General features: G+C 49.4%; 15 protein-coding genes and 2 pseudogenes. 10 read left to right on the forward strand and 7 right to left on the reverse strand.

Translation table 11 applies throughout. The features are described 5' to 3' along the window. Positions 1–14: 14 nt before the first annotated feature. Genes ACIFQM_RS16990 through ACIFQM_RS17000 form a run of 3 tightly spaced genes read left to right on the forward strand, consistent with a single transcriptional unit; the run spans position 15 to position 3,609 of the window. A complete protein-coding gene (locus tag ACIFQM_RS16990; RefSeq protein WP_430065815.1) occupies positions 15–1,175 on the forward strand; it encodes a UDP-glucuronosyltransferase in 1,161 nt (386 codons plus the stop codon). Further along, positions 1,172–2,218, forward strand: coding sequence for a Gfo/Idh/MocA family protein (locus tag ACIFQM_RS16995; RefSeq protein WP_430065817.1), 1,047 nt, complete (start codon positions 1,172–1,174; stop codon positions 2,216–2,218). Before ACIFQM_RS16990 ends, ACIFQM_RS16995 begins: the two co-directional genes overlap by 4 nt. Before the next feature lie 29 nt (positions 2,219–2,247). Continuing rightward, a complete protein-coding gene (locus ACIFQM_RS17000; protein WP_430040719.1) occupies positions 2,248–3,609 on the forward strand; it encodes a type III PLP-dependent enzyme in 1,362 nt (453 codons plus the stop codon). Positions 3,610–3,748: 139 nt separating this feature from the next. Here the strand turns inward: ACIFQM_RS17000 and ACIFQM_RS17005 are convergent, their stop codons facing one another. From ACIFQM_RS17005 to efeO, 3 genes are read right to left on the reverse strand one after another with little or no spacing between them, the layout of a single operon-like run. Further along, positions 3,749–5,563: an FTR1 family iron permease gene (locus ACIFQM_RS17005; protein ID WP_430040720.1), complete on the reverse strand. Its 1,815-nt coding sequence runs from the start codon at positions 5,561–5,563 to the stop codon at positions 3,749–3,751. A gap of 24 nt (positions 5,564–5,587) precedes the next feature. Further along, on the reverse strand, positions 5,588–6,973 hold the full coding sequence (gene efeB / locus ACIFQM_RS17010; RefSeq protein ID WP_430040721.1) for an iron uptake transporter deferrochelatase/peroxidase subunit: 1,386 nt from the start codon (positions 6,971–6,973) through the stop codon (positions 5,588–5,590). Between the two features lie 4 nt (positions 6,974–6,977). Next, a complete protein-coding gene (gene efeO, locus ACIFQM_RS17015) occupies positions 6,978–7,847 on the reverse strand; it encodes an iron uptake system protein EfeO (protein ID WP_430040722.1) in 870 nt (289 codons plus the stop codon). Between the two features lie 303 nt (positions 7,848–8,150). On the opposite strand from efeO, the gene ACIFQM_RS17020 reads away from it, so the two are divergent. The 3 genes and pseudogenes from ACIFQM_RS17020 to ACIFQM_RS17030 form a co-directional block, all read left to right on the forward strand. Continuing rightward, entirely contained in the window at positions 8,151–8,378 is a 228-nt protein-coding gene (locus tag ACIFQM_RS17020) for a helix-turn-helix domain-containing protein (RefSeq protein ID WP_007431813.1), read from the forward strand. Positions 8,379–8,819: 441 nt separating this feature from the next. Then, positions 8,820–9,818: a virulence RhuM family protein gene (locus ACIFQM_RS17025; protein WP_430040723.1), complete on the forward strand. Its 999-nt coding sequence runs from the start codon at positions 8,820–8,822 to the stop codon at positions 9,816–9,818. Positions 9,819–9,849: 31 nt separating this feature from the next. Further along, a pseudogene (locus ACIFQM_RS17030) lies at positions 9,850–9,948 on the forward strand (helix-turn-helix domain-containing protein); the annotation flags it as partial. Between the two features lie 164 nt (positions 9,949–10,112). On the opposite strand, the gene ACIFQM_RS17035 reads toward ACIFQM_RS17030, so the two are convergent. Continuing rightward, the gene (locus ACIFQM_RS17035; protein ID WP_430040724.1) at positions 10,113–10,361 is read right to left on the reverse strand and encodes a hypothetical protein; all 249 of its coding nucleotides are present in this window, start codon (positions 10,359–10,361) and stop codon (positions 10,113–10,115) included. Between the two features lie 669 nt (positions 10,362–11,030). Here ACIFQM_RS17035 and ACIFQM_RS17040 point away from each other — a divergent pair. The 3 genes from ACIFQM_RS17040 to ACIFQM_RS17050 all read left to right on the forward strand — a co-directional run bounded on the left by ACIFQM_RS17040 (position 11,031) and on the right by ACIFQM_RS17050 (position 12,634). Then, entirely contained in the window at positions 11,031–11,513 is a 483-nt protein-coding gene (locus ACIFQM_RS17040; protein ID WP_430040725.1) for a hypothetical protein, read from the forward strand. A gap of 136 nt (positions 11,514–11,649) precedes the next feature. Further along, positions 11,650–12,141, forward strand: a complete 492-nt coding sequence (locus ACIFQM_RS17045; RefSeq protein WP_430040726.1) for a hypothetical protein — start codon at positions 11,650–11,652, stop codon at positions 12,139–12,141. Positions 12,142–12,247: 106 nt separating this feature from the next. Next, positions 12,248–12,634, forward strand: a complete 387-nt coding sequence (locus ACIFQM_RS17050) for a hypothetical protein (RefSeq protein WP_430040727.1) — start codon at positions 12,248–12,250, stop codon at positions 12,632–12,634. Positions 12,635–12,710: 76 nt separating this feature from the next. On the opposite strand, the gene ACIFQM_RS17055 is transcribed toward ACIFQM_RS17050, so the two are convergent. From ACIFQM_RS17055 to ACIFQM_RS17065, 3 genes and pseudogenes are all read right to left on the reverse strand, one after another. Further along, entirely contained in the window at positions 12,711–14,066 is a 1,356-nt protein-coding gene (locus ACIFQM_RS17055; RefSeq protein ID WP_430040728.1) for a dipeptidase, read from the reverse strand. Positions 14,067–14,255: 189 nt separating this feature from the next. Next, entirely contained in the window at positions 14,256–14,432 is a 177-nt protein-coding gene (locus ACIFQM_RS17060) for a YjfB family protein (protein WP_137060033.1), read from the reverse strand. A gap of 37 nt (positions 14,433–14,469) precedes the next feature. Next, positions 14,470–16,455, reverse strand: a pseudogene (locus ACIFQM_RS17065) (methyl-accepting chemotaxis protein). A gap of 165 nt (positions 16,456–16,620) precedes the next feature. On the opposite strand from ACIFQM_RS17065, the gene ACIFQM_RS17070 reads away from it, so the two are divergent. Next, the gene (locus ACIFQM_RS17070) at positions 16,621–17,037 is read left to right on the forward strand and encodes a hypothetical protein (RefSeq protein ID WP_430040730.1); all 417 of its coding nucleotides are present in this window, start codon (positions 16,621–16,623) and stop codon (positions 17,035–17,037) included. The last annotated feature ends 146 nt before the right edge of the window (positions 17,038–17,183 follow it).

A 17,183-nucleotide genomic window follows, 5' to 3' on the forward strand; every position in this document is an offset into this window, starting at 1 on the left:
GGAGGCGTATGAGCATGAGCAAGAGTGTGCATCAGAGTATGAAGGTAACGATTTTGTGTTCCGGTTTCGGATTAGGCTTTTATACTCCCGGCTTGCTGATGCAAGCGGGTCTTCGCAGGCTGGGTGTGGAGACGGCGATTCATGTATTTGAAAATGTGCTGCCCGGGTCGGCCCGTCTCAAGGTGGACAAAAACCGCAAAGCGTACCATGATAATTTCGCTGTGGCCTTAATGTCACAGAAGGTTCCGCAGGATATGCGAAATTCGCTTGATCTCGCTGCCATGGAAGTGCTGCTGACCCGATGGATGGAGGAGGACCGACGGCATTTTATATGCTTGTCCGGCCATTGGATGTATGTGCTGGAGGAGTATCGCAAGCGCAGGGAGCCGGGATCGGTGTATGTGGACATTGTATACATGGACTCGACGCCTTCTCCTTCATGGAAAAATCTAGCCAAGCATAACCCCCATTTTGCCGATGGGTGTGGAGAAACGACTTTTTTTGAAAATGACCAAAATAGAGTCAGCCACTATATTGATGTCCCCGCTGTAGAGCATGTTCCCCTTGAGGCCCGGAAATCCCGCTTATTTGTGCATGGCGGCGGTTGGGGTATGGGCACGTACCGTGAAAAGGTCGGACGGTTGGAAGAAGCGGGCTGGGAGCTGGATTTGCTGCTGTATGATCAGGATCAGCCGGATGAGCAGCGGGACGGCATACGCTATTTCCGAATGGACCCGCAGTGGAGAACATGGCAACGGAATGAAGCCGGGGAGCATACCTTTCCGCCTTTCGGTGAGGTGAAGGCTGGCGAGGAGACGTTGTATGAAGCCGGGCCAGATTACCATAGCATGCTGGACCAGGCATGTCATGTCCAGGCCATTGTCAGCAAGCCCGGCGGGGGTAGTTTGACAGATTCGTTCGCCACAGCCACTCCACTCATTATGCTGGAGCCGTTCGGTGTGCATGAAATGCATAATGCGGACCTGTGGGAACGGCTGGGAATGGGGATACGGTACGATACGTGGATGCAAATCTATGGTGGCAGCGCTGAGATTTTGGAGGACATGCACCGGAGGATCGTGGAGTTGCGTAGTCAGACACCACGCTATGTGGAGTCATATGTGAGGAACGTCCAGGTGCAAGCAAGCTCAGCGGGATTGGAGAAAGGGTCATGAACACCGCCGCAGCCGCACAAGAGCCTGCGGTACGGGATATCCGCTTTGGCCTCATTGGCTGTTCAGCCATTGCCCCTCGTGCGCTGCTGGAGCCGATCCGTTACGTTGCCGGGGCCCGTGTAACCGCGCTTGCGAACCGGACTGTTGCCAAGGCAGGAGATTTGGCGGACCGTTTTGGCGTTAGTGTCGTTTATCGGCATGCCGAGGATATGCTGAGCGATCCGGAGATTGACGCCGTGTATATTGCACTGAGTAACGATCTGCATGCGGAATGGATCGGTAAAGCCCTACAGGCTCACAAGCATGTGCTTGTGGAGAAGCCGTTATGTCTGAATACGACGGAGCTGGCTCCCCTGGAAGCGGCAGTCGGGCAGAGCAACGCTCACCTGCTGGAAGGAGTCATGGTGCAGCATCATCCTTGGCAGCGCGAGCTGCGCAATATCGTGGATTCCGGTCGCTATGGTTGTTTGCGCTCTATAGCGACCAGCCTGTGCATTCCCGCAAAGGATGGGCATGCGGAGAATTATAGATCCCGACCGGAGCAGGGCGGGGGATGCTTTTGGGATTTGGGCGTGTATTGGCTCCAGTTTCTTCAAGCAGTCGTTGGACTGGAGCAGGTGGAGTTCCGCAGTCAATCGGATTTCGATGGTCCTAACGGCTGTGACTGGACATTTCGTGCACAGGCCCGCTATCCGGGGGGATTGGAGGCATCCGCCCTCTTTTCATTCGAGCGTCCATACCGCTGCGCTCATGTATTGACCTTTGATTCAGCGGTAGTTACTTTGCAGGACTGCTTTCGGGCGAATCTGGGCTTTTACAAAATAACGATCAAGACGGAAATAACGAAGGATACAATGACAGACTCCAAAATTAAAACAGCTTTCGAGCCGATGAATTATTACGTCAATCAGTTGGAGGCATTTTGCAATATCATCCGGGGAGTCGCGGAGCCGATTCCGTTTCACGAGGCCGCCGAGCGCGTCAGATTGCTGGCAGCTATTCATGAGGCCGCCCGATCAGGCACGACGATCTATGCGGTATAGGAAAAAGAAGAAGGGGGGAGATTCAGCAGATGGATAAAAAGGACGAAGCCTTGCTGGAACGCTTCGGCGAACATCCGACGCCATTTTACTACTACGATGGCGACGCGCTGCATGCACATGTCAGCTCGCTGCTATCCCGTCTGCACCCGGCTGTGCGTGTGCATTACGCACTCAAGGCTAATGGCAACGTAGCCTTGGCGGGATTGCTTCGCACGTTAGGCTGCGGCGTCGAAATCGCTTCGGCCGGGGAAATGTTCGTCGCGATGGAGGCCGGGTATGCCCCGGAAGACATGCTGTACGCCGGGCCGGGAAAAACGGTAGCCGAACTGAGCGAGGCGGTAGCCTGTGGAATCGGCTGCATTCATGTCGAGTCGGTGCGGGAGCTGCGCTTGCTGGAGGACATTGCCGCCCAAGCAGGCTTGTTTGTCCGCGCTGCAGTTCGTGTGAATCCCGATAACGATTTGTCGGGATCGACGATCAAAATGGGCGGCGTTCCTCGTCCCTTTGGTGTGGACGAGGGGCAGTTGGATCACTTTTTTACGGTGCTGGAAGATTGTCCACATGTATATTTCCAGGGCATTCAGGTGTATACAGGCACGCAAATGCTGAAAGCGGATCAGATTTTAGCTTCATTTGCGAATACCCTTCAATTGGCAGAACGGATACAGGATCAGTATGGTGTTGCGATGCATACGGTAAATTTGGGCGGCGGGTTTGGTGTTCCTTATTTTACTCATGAGCAGCCGTTGGATATGGGACAAGTGATCGACGGACTGAACGCGATGGCAGAGCAGACTCGATCCCGTCTGCCAGGTGCTACGCTGATTATCGAAAGCGGCAGATATCTGGTTGCTCAGGCAGGAATGTATGTCTGTCGGGTATTGTATACGAAGGAATCCAAGGGAGAAAAGTTCGTTGTAGCTGATGGCGGTATGAACCATTATGCCTCGGCTGCCTTTCGAGGACGTCGGATTAGGGACAACTATCCGGTGCGAATTATGCGCGGGCAAGGAGAGGGGCAGGACATGCCTGTTCAAGAGGCTGCTGCTGTCGAGCTGAAATTAGGGAAGGCCGCAGACCGGATCGGGGAGCTTCGGCCAGAAGCAACCATGAAACTGGAAACCGTAAGCATTGTCGGCCCGCTTTGTACACCCGAGGATTGTCTTGTGAAAAAAGCGCAGCTTCCTCCGATTCAGGAGGGTGATTATATTGTCATTCCGAATGCAGGAGCTTATGGACTAAGCTATAGTCCGGTGCATTTTCTGGGACATGCTACGCCGGCAGAGCTGCTGGATTTTCGCGGTGAGGTACACGTGATTCGCGAGCACGGTGACCGTACAGACTTACTCCATCACCAGCGTATGATTCCTTTGCTGGAGGATATTTTCTAATCGTAAAAATCAACACTCGCTTGTCGGGACTAAAAAAACGCCAAAACCGTCGGCCGCTAGAGAATGGGCCTGCGTTTTGACGTTTTTTTCGTTATTTTTGCATTCAGGAATTTGCAAAATTCGATTCCAATCGCTGACTTTAACGTTGCTTGGAGCTGCGCATTTCCTGACGTACAAGCTGCCACACCATGAAGATCAGCACAGCGACCTGTGGGATAAACGTTTCCCAAGTCGGATACATACCCAGCCAGCTAATGGATGGCAGCGAGGAGGCCGTATGCCCCGGAAGCTTGCCAGCCACCTGAAGCGAATGAATACTTTCGCCCAGAAACCGGAATACGAGATAGTAAATCAGTATGGTGGCTGTCAGGAAAAAGGAGCGGATCGGCAATCGTACGCTAAACTTGATGATCGCCAATGCCAGCACAACCAGTATGACAGTTGCCGAGCCAATACCAATCAGCAATTGAGAGGTTTCGATAGCCGGGGCCATACCGATATAAAAGATAGCCGTCTCGGCGCCTTCACGCAAAATCGCCAGCGCAGAAACGGCGAACAGCGACCACAGGCTGCCACGCGCCAGCGCGTTGTCTACGCTGTTCTCGACAAAGCGGTTCCACGCGGCAGCATTGGATTTGGTATGCAGCCAGTTACCGACGGTCAGCATCAGCACAACCGCGACCAGTCCAGTCACACCCTCCAGCAGCTCACGCATGCTGCCCGATGCGGCGGCCGCGACCAGTGTGGTGAACAGCACCGCCAGGATTCCGCTCAGCACCAGCCCCGTTCCGGCACCAGCCCATATCCAGCGACCAGCCACAGCTTGGCCGCTTTTTTTGGCATACGCCAGCAGAGCCGCGAGTACCAGAATGGCTTCCAGCCCCTCACGCAGCAAAATAAGTGCCGCATCCCAAGCGGTGTAGGAACGCTCTTCCGTCAACGGACGAAGCCTTTTCAGCATCTGATCCAGGGTCTGGATCGCTTTGGCCGTGTTCGGTGGAGAAGACAGCAGATAACCGGAAGTCTCGGTCATTTCATTTTCAATCGCGGTATAGGACGCCGGATCGGAAATTTGCACATGTCCTTCGACCGAAGGCCACAGGGCGATGAAACGCCCTACCTTGTCAGCCGCTTGCTCAGGCTGATGGGCTGTCGCATCCTGTCGTGCGGATTCGAGGAGCTTGACCGCATCACTTAGCGAGGCTACTGAGCCATTAGCTGCGTTGTTTGCACCAGCTTTTTGACCCGTATTCACCAGTTTTCCTTGACTGTAATCCGACAACAAAGCCGTTAGCTCCTGCATTTCCTTGAGAGCCTGTTCTTGTCGTATGGGCTCGGCTTGCATGGAAATGCGAATCAGGCTGATTTTAGTTTCCAGCGCACTGTATACCGGAAAATGGTCCGAACGAATCGGTGTCTCCACCTGATACCATGCTTTTACGATCCGGTCGTAATCAGTGCGGGCCGCAGTCCAGTCGCCTTTTTGCATGGCAGCCAGACTACCCTTCGCCATGGGGAGCAGCTTTTCTGCTGCTTTGGCTCCAGCCGGGGCGGGTTTGTCGCCTTCCGCAGCAGCCACAAATTCGTTGACCGAGCGGGCCAGTACGGACAGTGCGGCTTTCGCCGGTTCTCCGCCGCTGCTGGCAAGCGCCTGCTCTGCATCCGCGAGAGCCTTGTCCACCGCTGCGATATGGGCTGTATCACCGCCGTTTGTTTTGGCAACTTCCCACAGCGTACGGAATTCTTTGACGTCCCTGGAAGCTTCCGCCCATTGGGATTGTCCTGCCTCCACCAGTGCGCCACCCACCACAGGCATGAGCTGATCATTGGAAACAGCTTTGGCATCTGTTTGTGCGAAAGCGACCGACCCGGAGCCGGATATGAACGGAGTTGCTGTCAGCAGCAGAGCCACCAGCAGAAACACCCATCCCAAGCTTTTATTGCGCCGATTCATATAAATCCCCTTCCTGGCCTGCTGCTAAAATAACGTATCCCCGATGTAGCCGCCTTGCGATACACCCGGGAAGCAGGCGAACACCGCACTGCCTTTGTGTACAATGTATTCGTTCAGCTTGTCATTGCGCGCAAGCTTCTCCTGAATATGGACGAACTGCTTGAATAGATCACGTTGGTAGCTGATGAACAGCAACCCGGCATCGAGCTGTCCTGTTTGCTTGTCCAATCCGCTCGAATAAGAATAAGACCGCCGCAAAATATTAATGCTTCCGTCTCCATGAGCCAATGCCACATGAGAGGTGGGAGGCGTGATCGGCTTGCCTTCTGGACTTGCGGCCGCCAGATCGAGTTTGTCGAACTCCTTGGCCTTGCCCAGTGGGGCCCCGCTGCTGCGATGGCGTCCAAAGGTATCCTCTTGGTCGCCCAGTGTCGAGCGATCCCATACCTCCACCCGCATTCGTACACGCCGCACAGCCATATAGCTGCCGCCGCCCATCCACGCAGGACCGTCACTGGCCTGTGTCCATACCAGTCGGTTCATCTCGTCAGCCTTGGAGGTATCCGGGTTCCCCGTACCGTCCTTGAAGCCGAGTAAATTGCGCGGCGTGCTTCCCGCCGGATCGGCCTGTGCTGTCCGCTGGAAGCCTTCCTGTGTCCAGCGAAGCACCGCTGTTCCTCTGGCGATACGCGCCAAATTACGCAGGGCATGGAAAGCTACCTGCAAATCATTGGCGCATACCTGTACCCCGATATCGCCACCACACCATTGGTCGTCCAGCGCATCTCCTTGAAAACGGGGTAGCTCACGGAGTCCGGCAGGTTTAAGCCCTGCCAATCCATAGCGTCCATCAAAAAAGGAAGGACCCACACCAAAGGTAATCGTCGTCCGTGACGGCGATAATCCCGCCGCTTCGCCCGTATCGGATGGAGGCAGGTTGAGGTTTTCGTTATCGTTGCCGATCAGCGCGCCAGAAGTCATCGTAGCAGTGGCTTCTGTCCAGGCTTTAAACAGGCTGCGTACCCGTTCCTTATCGCTCGTCGTCAGATCGAAGGCGGCGAAGCAGATGAAATCCTGGGCCGGAGTCACGATACCCGCCTGATGCTTCCCATAAAAAGGAACCACATCCTTGGTATCCGCATCCGTCATCATGCTTTCGAGCCGTTGGCTGGCTGTCAGCACAGCCCCCACGCCACCGCCGCCGAGCAGGAGCCCCAGTCCCCCGACCCCGGCCAGCTTCAATAGATCCCGGCGTGATACAGATTTACTCTTTGCTGAACGCACATCATTTTCTAGCAGAACATCCTCTGACTTAGCCCCCTTTTTGACCAGATCAACCTGTTCTTCACGGGAATCTGTACGCTGCTGTAGTTCCTGTCTCGTTCCCTTTTGCCGCTTGAAGCCTTTCATATCGTTACACTCCTAACAATTTTCCCATTTGGGACAATGGCTCTGCCAGCGCATCAAGGTTTTGGCTCAGCTTTTTAATTTCTTCTGGTTTCAGCTTCGTATAAGATACATAGCCTTCGCCTTCCTTGAAAGGAGCCAATTCTTTCTGCAATGCCTCAAAGCGCTCGCCAATTTGCATTTCCAGCGCCGCATCTTTTTGATTCAGGTCTGTTTTCAAAATCTCATATATTTTTTGTGCGCCCTCTACATTGGCTGCAAAGTCGTATAAATCCGTGTGGGAATATCGTTCCTCTTCACCCGTCACCTTGGAGGTGGATACTTCGTTCAGCAGCTCGACTGCACCCGTTACCATCAGGCTGGCGTCAATGTTGACCGTCTCCACCTTGGCACGCAGCAGCTTTGCATCACTCAACAGGCGGTCGGAAAACTCGTCCAACCCTTTGGTGGTGTTTTCTTCCCACAACGTTTTTTCAAGCCGGTGAAAGCCGCGCCAGTCCGCTGCATCCACATCACCGTCACGCGCATCAATATTCGGGTCAAGATCGCCCAGCGCTTCCGCAATCGGTTCAATCCGTTCATAGTACATACGTGCAGGAGCATACAGCGCCTTGGCTTTGTCCAGCTCGCCAGCTTTGACCGCGTTCGTGAATTCTTCTGTCTTTTTCACAAACGTATCGCATTGCTGGGTAGCATAGGCACGGTAAGCGGCTACCGCTTGATCAAAATTGGGGGCAGAGGCCGCAGGAGTCGTAGTTGCTTCCGCATCCTTGGTCGTTGCAGCGGGCTGCTGAGTAGCAGTTCCGGTTTGTCCGCAACCTGCGAACAGAATAGAAGAAACCAGCACTCCGGCTGGTACAGCGTAACGTAATTTCATAATCAATGAACACCCTTTCTGGCCAAGCGGCCATGAGCAATAATCTGTTGCGCGATATCTATATCGAATTATTATTTGATAATGATTATCAGTCGCGGTTTTCTTATCATAAGGCTGCCCCATATGCCTGTCAATACATAAAATTAGACACAGAGTTTAACGATTCAGTAAAGGTGGAAAATAAGTGCCTAGGCCCATTTTTATACGCATATTGAACCATACCTGAGTACATGACATAAAATGTGTTGACTGTATCCCTTAACCTTGTTACACCACACAAAACCCGAGCAAGGAGGGGTGAAATTGACGAAGGGTAACGACCACAAAAACAAGTTTTTGTTAACTCACCGTGAACGTGAAGTATTTGAACTGCTTGTGCAGGACAAAACAACACGTGACATCGCCGGACAACTATTTATTAGTGAGAAGACGGTGCGCAATCATATTTCCAACGTAATGCAAAAATTGAACGTAAAAGGTCGTTCACAGGCGGTCGTGGAATTAATCAGGCTTGGCGAATTAAAAATCTGACCTCTTGTTCCTTGCGGGGTGCAAAGTCTTCTCGATGATCCTTCAAAAGTGAAGGCTGGTCGGGAAGGCTTTTGTTTTGCAAAAATGCAGAAAATATATTTTATTTCTAAAAAAATACAACTCTCAGGCAAACATAGCTGCGACAAATCCTACATCATCTCCAGATGCCAAATATACGTATTACAAAAATGGTCTACTGGATCAAACGGTTTCACTAAGCGGTTTGAACCATCGCGATTCTTAGTGCTGAGATGGAAGCTTCGTTAAGTAAATTGGAGTGAAAAAAATTTAAATGGCTGTGACATATGTTAAATATAGATAAAAAAAGGGCGAGGATTGTAAAATAGGAGACTTTATTGTCAATGTGTTTACTTCAAATATGTTAAAATAAGAACGTATGATTCCGTAAGCGTTAGTTGGAAAGGAATGGGAGTTGAGAAATTGAACAATCGTACAGATATCTTAATGTACCAGACAGAAGATGGTAATACCAAAATAGACGTAAAGCTGGAGAATGGAAACGTTTGGATGACTCAGAAGGCAATTGCAGAGTTATATCAGACAACGTCTCAAAACATTACACTTCACATTAAACACATCTATGTAGAAAATGAACTAGCTTTTGATGCAACTTGTAAGGAATACTTACAAGTTCAAATTGAAGGTTCAAGAGAAATAAAACGCAAGGTCAAGCATTACAATCTTGAAATGATTATTGCTGTCGGGTATCGTGTCCGCTCGCACAGAGGCACGCAGTTCAGACAGTGGGCAACCGAGCGGCTTAATGAGTACCTTGTCAAAGGCTTTACAATGGACGATGAGCGTTTGAAAGATATGCGTCACTTTGGACAAGACTACTTCGATGAATTGCTCCAGCGTATTCGTGATATCCGTGCATCGGAGAAAAGGTTCTATCGCAAGATTACGGATATCTACGCCTTATCGGTTGATTATGACCCCCATTCCAATGTGTCCAAAGAGTTTTTCGCTACTGTACAAAACAAACTTCATTTTGCCATCCATGGTCATACCGCGGCAGAGCTGATTGCCGAGCGAGCAAGCGCTGATAAAGACAATATGGGATTAACGAGTTGGAAAGGCGACAAAGTAAGGAAGAGCGATATAACCGTAGCCAAGAACTATTTGACCGATAAAGAAATACAGGCGTTGAATCGCATCGTAACGATGTATCTGGACTATGCGGAAGATCAGGCGGAACGTCAATCCCCGATGTATATGAAGGACTGGACCCAGAAGTTGGACTCATTCCTGAAATTCAATGAGCGAGATATTCTGATAAATGCAGGAAGTATTTCGCAAGAGATTGCAGAGAAGTTGGCGACAGCAGAGTACAACAAATACAATCGACAAAGATTGGTTATGGACACAAGTGATGATTTTGATGAATTTATCAAGCAAAATCAATGGGATAAAAAGTAGTGCCCTTTTACCTTAACAACAAACTTGGTGTGTTTCAAACCCCATCGCGAACGTAATGCAAAAATTGAACGTAAAAGGTCGTTCACGGGCGGTCGTGGAATTAATCAGGCTTGGAGAATTAAAAATCTGACCTCTTGTTCCTTGCGGGGTGCAAAGTCTTCTCGATGATCCTTCAACAGTGAAGGATGGTCGGGAAGGCTTTTGTTTTTGTGGGATGACCTTGCTAAGTGACCCAACGTAAAAACAAGCGATTGTCACAAAAAAGGACATTCGCTTGTTTTGATCATTTGTAGTTTAAAAATCATAATCCAGAAGCTGTTCCTGACAGTTAGCTATTCTTGATAACTCCGATTTGGGATAGCCAAGTCGATTTGTTTTTTCACTGCACATCCAGCAGGAACAATGAATTTTCCCTTTGGAGAATGCACCGTCGAATTTGGCGACCCAACCCCGGTGTGCTGAAAGTCGCTTCTTACGCTGAATAACTCGCTTTCTGTGATGTCTAAAATAGGCTTGATTACGTTTTTTTCGGTTAGGCTTCATTACCATCACGCTCCCTTGGGCAAAGGCTCAGCCCGCAGGAGAAACCAAGGGTATAATCAATACTTCTGCGGGCTGAGCGTGATGGTCATCTGATTTATATGATTACGCATGCGTCACCTGCCTGGAGTTATTTAAGTGAAAATGGGGAGTGAATCCATGAAAAGAATTCTTCAACGATTTGTACATCGGTTCGACTGGTATGAAAGACATGGGGCAGAGAATCGGAGTGTTCATACACCATAACACTTTTTCTTTCCAAAATGGATTCGCCTCCCTAAGAGCAAATATATCACACGAATGAATTCAAAAAAAACGATTACACCGCTGAAATATGTAGGAATTTGTGCAAAAGTGTTGTAATATATAAGGAAGGAAGAAACTACCATTAGCTCATCCGCCAACTCGCATGAATGATTAATGTAGAAGACTGTACCACAAAGTGATAAAAAGATAAAAATGCATTTTGTGATAGTCTAAGGAGGCGAGTATAGATCCCTGCGAAATCAGTGCTCAGGATATAGACAAAATGGAAGACGGCTCGGGTTTTGAGTTATACTTGTATTAAAAGGATCACAAGGCAGAAAAGCTCGTTGCTTCAGGTAGCAGTAAGTAGCTTTTGCTTAGGTCTACCTGTGGTATATTCTTGATCGGAGGTGAACGGGGAGACATATGACACAAAACGAACATTTGATGACCTATACGCTGAACAGCGGCATAAAGGGAACAGTCGACCTATCCAGTAAGCAGGTTCAGGAATGGATAAAAGCATATCGAATTGGCAGCAAGTTTGTAACGGTAGTTGGTAAACAGTATTTTGGTTTGAATCCTGAATTGGTAGCAGATTTTAAGGTACATAATGAATACTCGGAGCAGCGGGATCATATATCCATGATACAGCCTGCGGTGGTAAGTAAAGCTGTAGACGTAGACCCGTTGGCAGAGGCGTACAGCCAGTATAAAACATGGATTCAGGTAGAGTGCAAATGCGGAGCTTCCTATATAGAAGAGTCGCCGCATAAAAGGACCAAGTGGTCCTGCAAGGAATGCAATAACATTGTGTTCCTAGATCGCAAAAAGGGCATGGTGGATACGGAAAAAGGCAAGGCATGGTATATGACCAACAAATACTATGTGGAAAGACAAAGCAATTGACCTAGGTCAGTTGCTTTTATTCTATATGTCCATTTTCTGAACGTTATAAATCAGCTATAACCTTTTGCCAAATAATAAAATTGATGTTTTTTGCGCTTTGTAGTACATTATCAAGTGTATTATAAGGAGGCTTCTCATGTACGGACATAGACAAGATGATACTTTATACATCATGACTTACACATTAAATAGCGGTATCAAGGGCACGGTGCCTTTGTCTAATCAACAGATACAGGAATGGCTTGAGTGTTACAGAATCGGCAAGAAATTTGTAACCGAGATTGGCAAAGAGTACTTTGGACTACATGCGGAACTGGTGGCTGATTTTAAAGTTCATAATCAGTATTCAAGCTATCAGGAAGTCATTATCCCGGTTCAACAGCCGGTTACAGGCTTGAAAGAGCTGTCCCAAGCTTACAAATCAACAGAGACCTTGATCAAAGTAGATTGCAAATGCGGCACATCCTATGTAACGGAATCTCCCTTTATGCGGACCAAGTGGTATTGCACCAAATGCCGGGAAATTGTTTTTCTCGACAACAAAAAGGGAATGGTCGACACTTCCAGAGGCAAGGCTCACTTTATGACCAATAAGTATTTTGTGGAACGGGAAACAACTGGCGTATAAGCCGGTTGTTTTTTTGTATATGATGGAAGCATACCGATAAAAAGATAACGATATTCAGGTGGTGAACGTCATCCGGGAAAATGATATGAACGGCGCAAGGAATCGCATGAGGACGAATAATGTGTACATAAACGAAACGCTTCAACTGGAACAAATCATAAGTGATCTGCGGGTGATGGGCTATGTGGCTTTTCATCATCATCCGCAAATTACAGGTGAGCTTAAAGAACTGGAAGAACTGAAAAAGCAACTATTGTCGTTTTTTCAACAGCATCATGTATTGTGGATTGAGCTTGACCCGCTAACGCAATATGCCGTGGTGAACAACATGGGGAAGGCCACAGTGTCGAAACTTATGGGTCGGAAAATGAACCTGCTGCGTAATCTGAGAGCGAACGCTGCTATGGCCGGGCAACCGCTTCACGAGTTGGATCGGGAAATAGAGCGGTTGAATCGGCTGGTTCATCTGTTGCGCTACACCCGTTTTTCTTAGTCGACGGCAGCCAATGTAAAAAAGCATCCACGAAGCATGGTTGATCACATGCCGTGAATGCTTTTTTGGTATCAGCTTACACAGATTTCAAAAACTCCACGATGGTTAGCAAACCCTTATCGAAATTTTCCAAATTAAAATGCTCATTCGGCGCGTGTAAGTTCTCATCCGGCAAGCCGAAGCCCATCAGTACGACTGGAGCGGTTAGCACACGCGAGAAGGTTTCCACGATTGGGATGGAGCCGCCGTCCTTGGTAAACAGGGCGCGTACACCATATACCTTTTCAAAAGCATCCGCCGCTGCTTGCAGAAATGCGTGTGACGGGTCGATGTTAAACGCATTTGCTTTTTCACCCTGCTGGATGATCAGCGTGGCACCTGTCGGAACATGGGCGCGCAGATGGCGCTCGATTTTGTCCAGAATGTCCTGCGGATTCTGGTTGGCAACCAGGCGGCACGTAATTTTGGCGTGAGCTTCCTTCGGAATGACCGTCTTCGTGCCTTCGCCCTGGAAGCCGCCATACACGCCGTTCAGCTCCAGCGTTGGACGTGCCCCGACACGCTCGACGAAGCTGAATCCCTCTTCGCCGTAGAGGGATTCAAGCGCAAGATCCTTTTGCAGCTTGCTCTCATTAAAATCTTGCTTCACGAATTCTGATCTCATCTCAGCCGATAGTGGCGCAACATCGTCGTAGAAGCCGTCGATGCTGACGCGTCCCTTGTCGTCATGCAGCGTTGCCAGCAAGGATACTAGAGCATGCAACGCGTTCGGCACCCCGCCGCCAAAGGAGCCAGAATGCAGATCCGTATTGGCGGTGTGGATCGCAACTTCCAGTGAGCACAATCCGCGCAGACCTGTGCAAATCGCAGGCTTGCCTTTTTCGATCAGGGAGGTGTCGGATACCAGTACAGCGTCGGCAGCCAGACGGTCTGCACCTGTCTGCAAAAATTCAAGCAGGCTCGGGCTGGACACTTCTTCCTCGCCTTCGATGCAAAATTTAATGTTCAGCGGCAGCTTGTCTTCCTGCTTCAAAATGGCTTCGACCGCCTTAATGTGCAAGAACACCTGACCCTTATCGTCTGTAGCTCCGCGCGCATACAGCTTTCCGTCGCGGATCGACGGCTCGAACGGTGGAGTTTCCCACAGATGAAGCGGGTCGACCGGCTGTACATCATAGTGACCGTACACGAGGATCGTCGGTTTACCAGGTGCGTGCAGATAATCCGCATACACCAGTGGATGGCCTTTAGTCGGAATGATTTCAACGTTTTCCAATCCGGCAGACGTCAGTTTGGCGGCAAGCCAATCGGCTGCTTTGTTAATGTCTCCCTTGTGCTCGGATAATGCGGAAATACTCGGAATGGACAACCAATCCTTCAGCTCATCAAGCTGCTGCTCTCTGACCTTTTCGAAATATGCAGAATAACTCATGATTTATGTACCCTCCTCTTTCATTGTGCGTTTTTTGCTCTATCCTCCGAACCAAGGCCGTGGACGATATGTATAGTTTACTACGTTTTGCGCTGAACGAAAAATCGCGATGGTAGATGTGTTAAAAAATGGGCGATCTGCTCCGGCCCGTTTAGAACCGAACAGAACGCCCGTCGAATAGCGGTGAAGCTACGCCCGAAGGTCCAGTTGACCTCCGAGATGAGGCTGTACGCTTTTTTCCATCATCTGGATTAGTGCTTGTCCCTGTTCACCTGCTTGATCCTTAGCCATACTCAATACTTTCACGCTCACGGCTTGCGCCAAGCTGGCCTGGCTCATACCCGTTGATAATGCTGCGATATCCATGTTTTCATTCCTCCTTTGTGATGAAGACTCATTCTATTTATCGGTCAGAAGGGTCATTTGTTTCATCCAATTGGAATTGTGTTAGCAAATCTTGAAGCTGTTCTGCCAGACGGGTCAAATCTGCGGCAGACGAACCGATCTCTTCCATGGAGGCGAGTTGTTCCTCTGCGGCTGCGGATACCGTCTCGGTATGGGATGCTGCTTCTTCGGCAATACGAGTAATTTCCTCCATGCTGCCGACCACTGCATTCGTGCCATCTGCTACTCCGGCTGTAGAGACTACCACGTTGTCGAGCTGCTTCGCGGATTTGACGATCGCTCTACGAATACGGGAGAAGGAGCGGCCGGATAGGTCAACCGAATGGATGCCTTCGCTTACGCGTTCTTTGGCAGATTCCATCGCGGTCAGGGCCTCGGAGACGCCGTTTTGAATCCCTTGAATCTGCTCACGGATTTGTTGTGCCGAATGAGCGGAGTTTTCCGCCAGCTTGCGGACTTCAGTCGCTACGACAGCAAAGCCTTTACCATGCTCCCCGGCGCGTGCTGCTTCAATAGAAGCGTTCAGGGCAAGCAAATTGGTCTGGCTGGCGATTTCTGTAATGACGGTGACAATGGTTCCGATTCGCCCGGAACGTTCACTCAAGGCGCCGATAATCGCATCCAGCTCTTCCACTGTAGTACGAATGCCATCAATGGAAACGACACTATTGCCGATATGCTCACTGCCTGCATCCGACGCTTGAATGGCCTGTGAAGAGTAGGTGGTCATTTCAGTCATAGCTTCGGTCATGGCTGCGATATCTGTTGACATGCCTGACACACGATCCTGATTTTCTTTGGCGCTGTTGGCTTGTCTTTCGCTGCCTGCGGCTACATCCTGAATGGCTTCGGTCACATGCTCAATCGCATGGGTTGTTTGTTCTGCACCTGCGGCGAGCTCTTGCGAGGAGGCCGATAGATTGCTTGTCATGGCTTGGATTTCTCTGATCATGTTACGCAGATTATCTACCATTTGCTGAAAATATCTCGATAATTCACCGATTTCATCCGTGCTGGTCGTAGCCACATTAATGGAAATATTACCTTGGCTGATAGCATCCATAGAATTACGCAATCTTTGGATTGGTTTGAGTATACTGCTGATTAGCCACAGCGCCAGCACACCGATAATGATAGCTGAAATGACCAGCACCACGATGGTCGTGATGAGGATCGGCTTGGCGGAGGCACTCGTTTCCGACTTGTCCATCGTTCCGGCAATTTTCCAGCCTGTCAGAGCATTGGTTTTAAAAATCAGGTTTTTGGAAACGCCATTCAGATCATAATTAAGGCTGCCTTCCTTGGAGGCAAACAGTTACGACAGTTTTTCCCCCAATTGGGTACTTCCGCTGACTTCTGTCGGGTGAGTAACGATACGCTTGGTGTTATCCAATATCATGACATATCCTTGCTGCCCGATTTTTAAATTTGTAATTTCCTTTAAATTATTCAGGTTCAGGGAAAGACCGAGAACACCGCTATTGTCAGGAAGCGTACGTGAAATGTACACGACAGCGACCTTGTTCGAATTGAGTCCGACAGGGCTGATCACCGTTTGTCCGGGTTTCTCCATGGCCTGTTTGTACCACGGACGCTCACGAGGGTCAACGTTCAGTCCTGTGGCTTTGCCAATGATGAGTTTTCCTTCGGGAGTTCCTACGAACATATCGAGGGCTTCCGCATGCATTTTCAAATAGATTTGCAGCTCCGTCAGGAGTGCTGCATCTGCATCTGGAGTGTTGTCACTGGCTGTCATCGTAGTAGCGTAATATTCGATATCTGCAATTTTGGCTTGAATCGTCTGGGTGACTGCGCGGTCGGCTGCGGTAACGCTAGTCGTCGCACTGTCCATTAATTGCTGGTCTGTCTGGTTATACGCTGCCTGATAAGAAAAAGAGCTGACAATAATGCTAGGAACAAGCATGACCAGCAGGAATGCTGCTGTCAATTTTTTGCGAAGCGTTAAAGTTTTCAGTTGTTTCATCAAACCCCCTGCTTTCTATCTACATATTCATTTCCAGTGCTTATATCATATGTATTTACTATCGGTTATTTTAAGCTGAATTGATAGATTTATTGCTAATTTGTCCAAGTCGCTTAAGAATTTCTCGCATATCATGGAGTATCTTGCAATTTGGAGGGATAAGCAATGGGTTTTTTTCTGGATATGAGAAGTTCAACAAATTCATCAAAATCAGGTGAGGGTCCCGATGTCCAGCTGGGTCCTGAACCGGAGCGGTTTGGTTTGATTACCCTGCGAACTTTTCTTGTACCGGGTCCGATTGTGACCTTTAGCGGTTCCATGGGTCTGATTGGTGAACTGGGAGATACGTATGCGGTTGAAATCGTACGTGGCACCGATTATGACCCGAGCGAGGTAGTCTACCGAGCCGAAGGGGTATTGGGAGCTACAGGGGCTAATGAAACACAAGCTTTTAATGCACAGGATCTTTCCGCGCCATGGGCGATACAAACGGTGTATTCCTCTTATATTTCGGGGGTATCGACGACCGTTCGTAACGGTCCAGAGGTATTTACTGGCATCGCTTCGACTCCTTTTTTTTAAATATATCAGACGAGAATTTCCTTATGAAGAACTTGCCGACTGTTCATGGTTCTCCTATGATGGTCAGCAACAACACCCAGAGCACAAATATCCTGGGTGTTGTGATGTTATGTTTACTTCATGAGCGTGGTTCAACAGAGTTGATT

The organism is Paenibacillus sp. NRS-1782, assembly GCF_050467685.1.
GTDB classification, from domain to species: domain Bacteria; phylum Bacillota; class Bacilli; order Paenibacillales; family Paenibacillaceae; genus Paenibacillus; species Paenibacillus terrae_A.

Excerpts from the sequence above, each read along its gene's own strand:
- ACIFQM_RS17045 (WP_430040726.1), top strand. The coding sequence starts at position 11,650 with ATGTACGGACATAGACAAGATGATACTTTATACATCATGACTTACACA.
- ACIFQM_RS17000 (WP_430040719.1), top strand. The coding sequence starts at position 2,248 with ATGGATAAAAAGGACGAAGCCTTGCTGGAACGCTTCGGCGAACATCCG.
- ACIFQM_RS17070 (WP_430040730.1), top strand. The coding sequence starts at position 16,621 with ATGGGTTTTTTTCTGGATATGAGAAGTTCAACAAATTCATCAAAATCA.
- ACIFQM_RS16990 (WP_430065815.1), top strand. The coding sequence starts at position 15 with ATGAGCAAGAGTGTGCATCAGAGTATGAAGGTAACGATTTTGTGTTCC.
- efeB (WP_430040721.1), bottom strand. The coding sequence starts at position 6,973 with ATGAAAGGCTTCAAGCGGCAAAAGGGAACGAGACAGGAACTACAGCAG.
- ACIFQM_RS17050 (WP_430040727.1), top strand. The coding sequence starts at position 12,248 with ATGAGGACGAATAATGTGTACATAAACGAAACGCTTCAACTGGAACAA.
- ACIFQM_RS17060 (WP_137060033.1), bottom strand. The coding sequence starts at position 14,432 with ATGGATATCGCAGCATTATCAACGGGTATGAGCCAGGCCAGCTTGGCG.
- ACIFQM_RS17005 (WP_430040720.1), bottom strand. The coding sequence starts at position 5,563 with ATGAATCGGCGCAATAAAAGCTTGGGATGGGTGTTTCTGCTGGTGGCT.
- ACIFQM_RS17035 (WP_430040724.1), bottom strand. The coding sequence starts at position 10,361 with ATGAAGCCTAACCGAAAAAAACGTAATCAAGCCTATTTTAGACATCAC.
- ACIFQM_RS17055 (WP_430040728.1), bottom strand. The coding sequence starts at position 14,066 with ATGAGTTATTCTGCATATTTCGAAAAGGTCAGAGAGCAGCAGCTTGAT.
- ACIFQM_RS16995 (WP_430065817.1), top strand. The coding sequence starts at position 1,172 with ATGAACACCGCCGCAGCCGCACAAGAGCCTGCGGTACGGGATATCCGC.
- efeO (WP_430040722.1), bottom strand. The coding sequence starts at position 7,847 with ATGAAATTACGTTACGCTGTACCAGCCGGAGTGCTGGTTTCTTCTATT.
- ACIFQM_RS17040 (WP_430040725.1), top strand. The coding sequence starts at position 11,031 with ATGACACAAAACGAACATTTGATGACCTATACGCTGAACAGCGGCATA.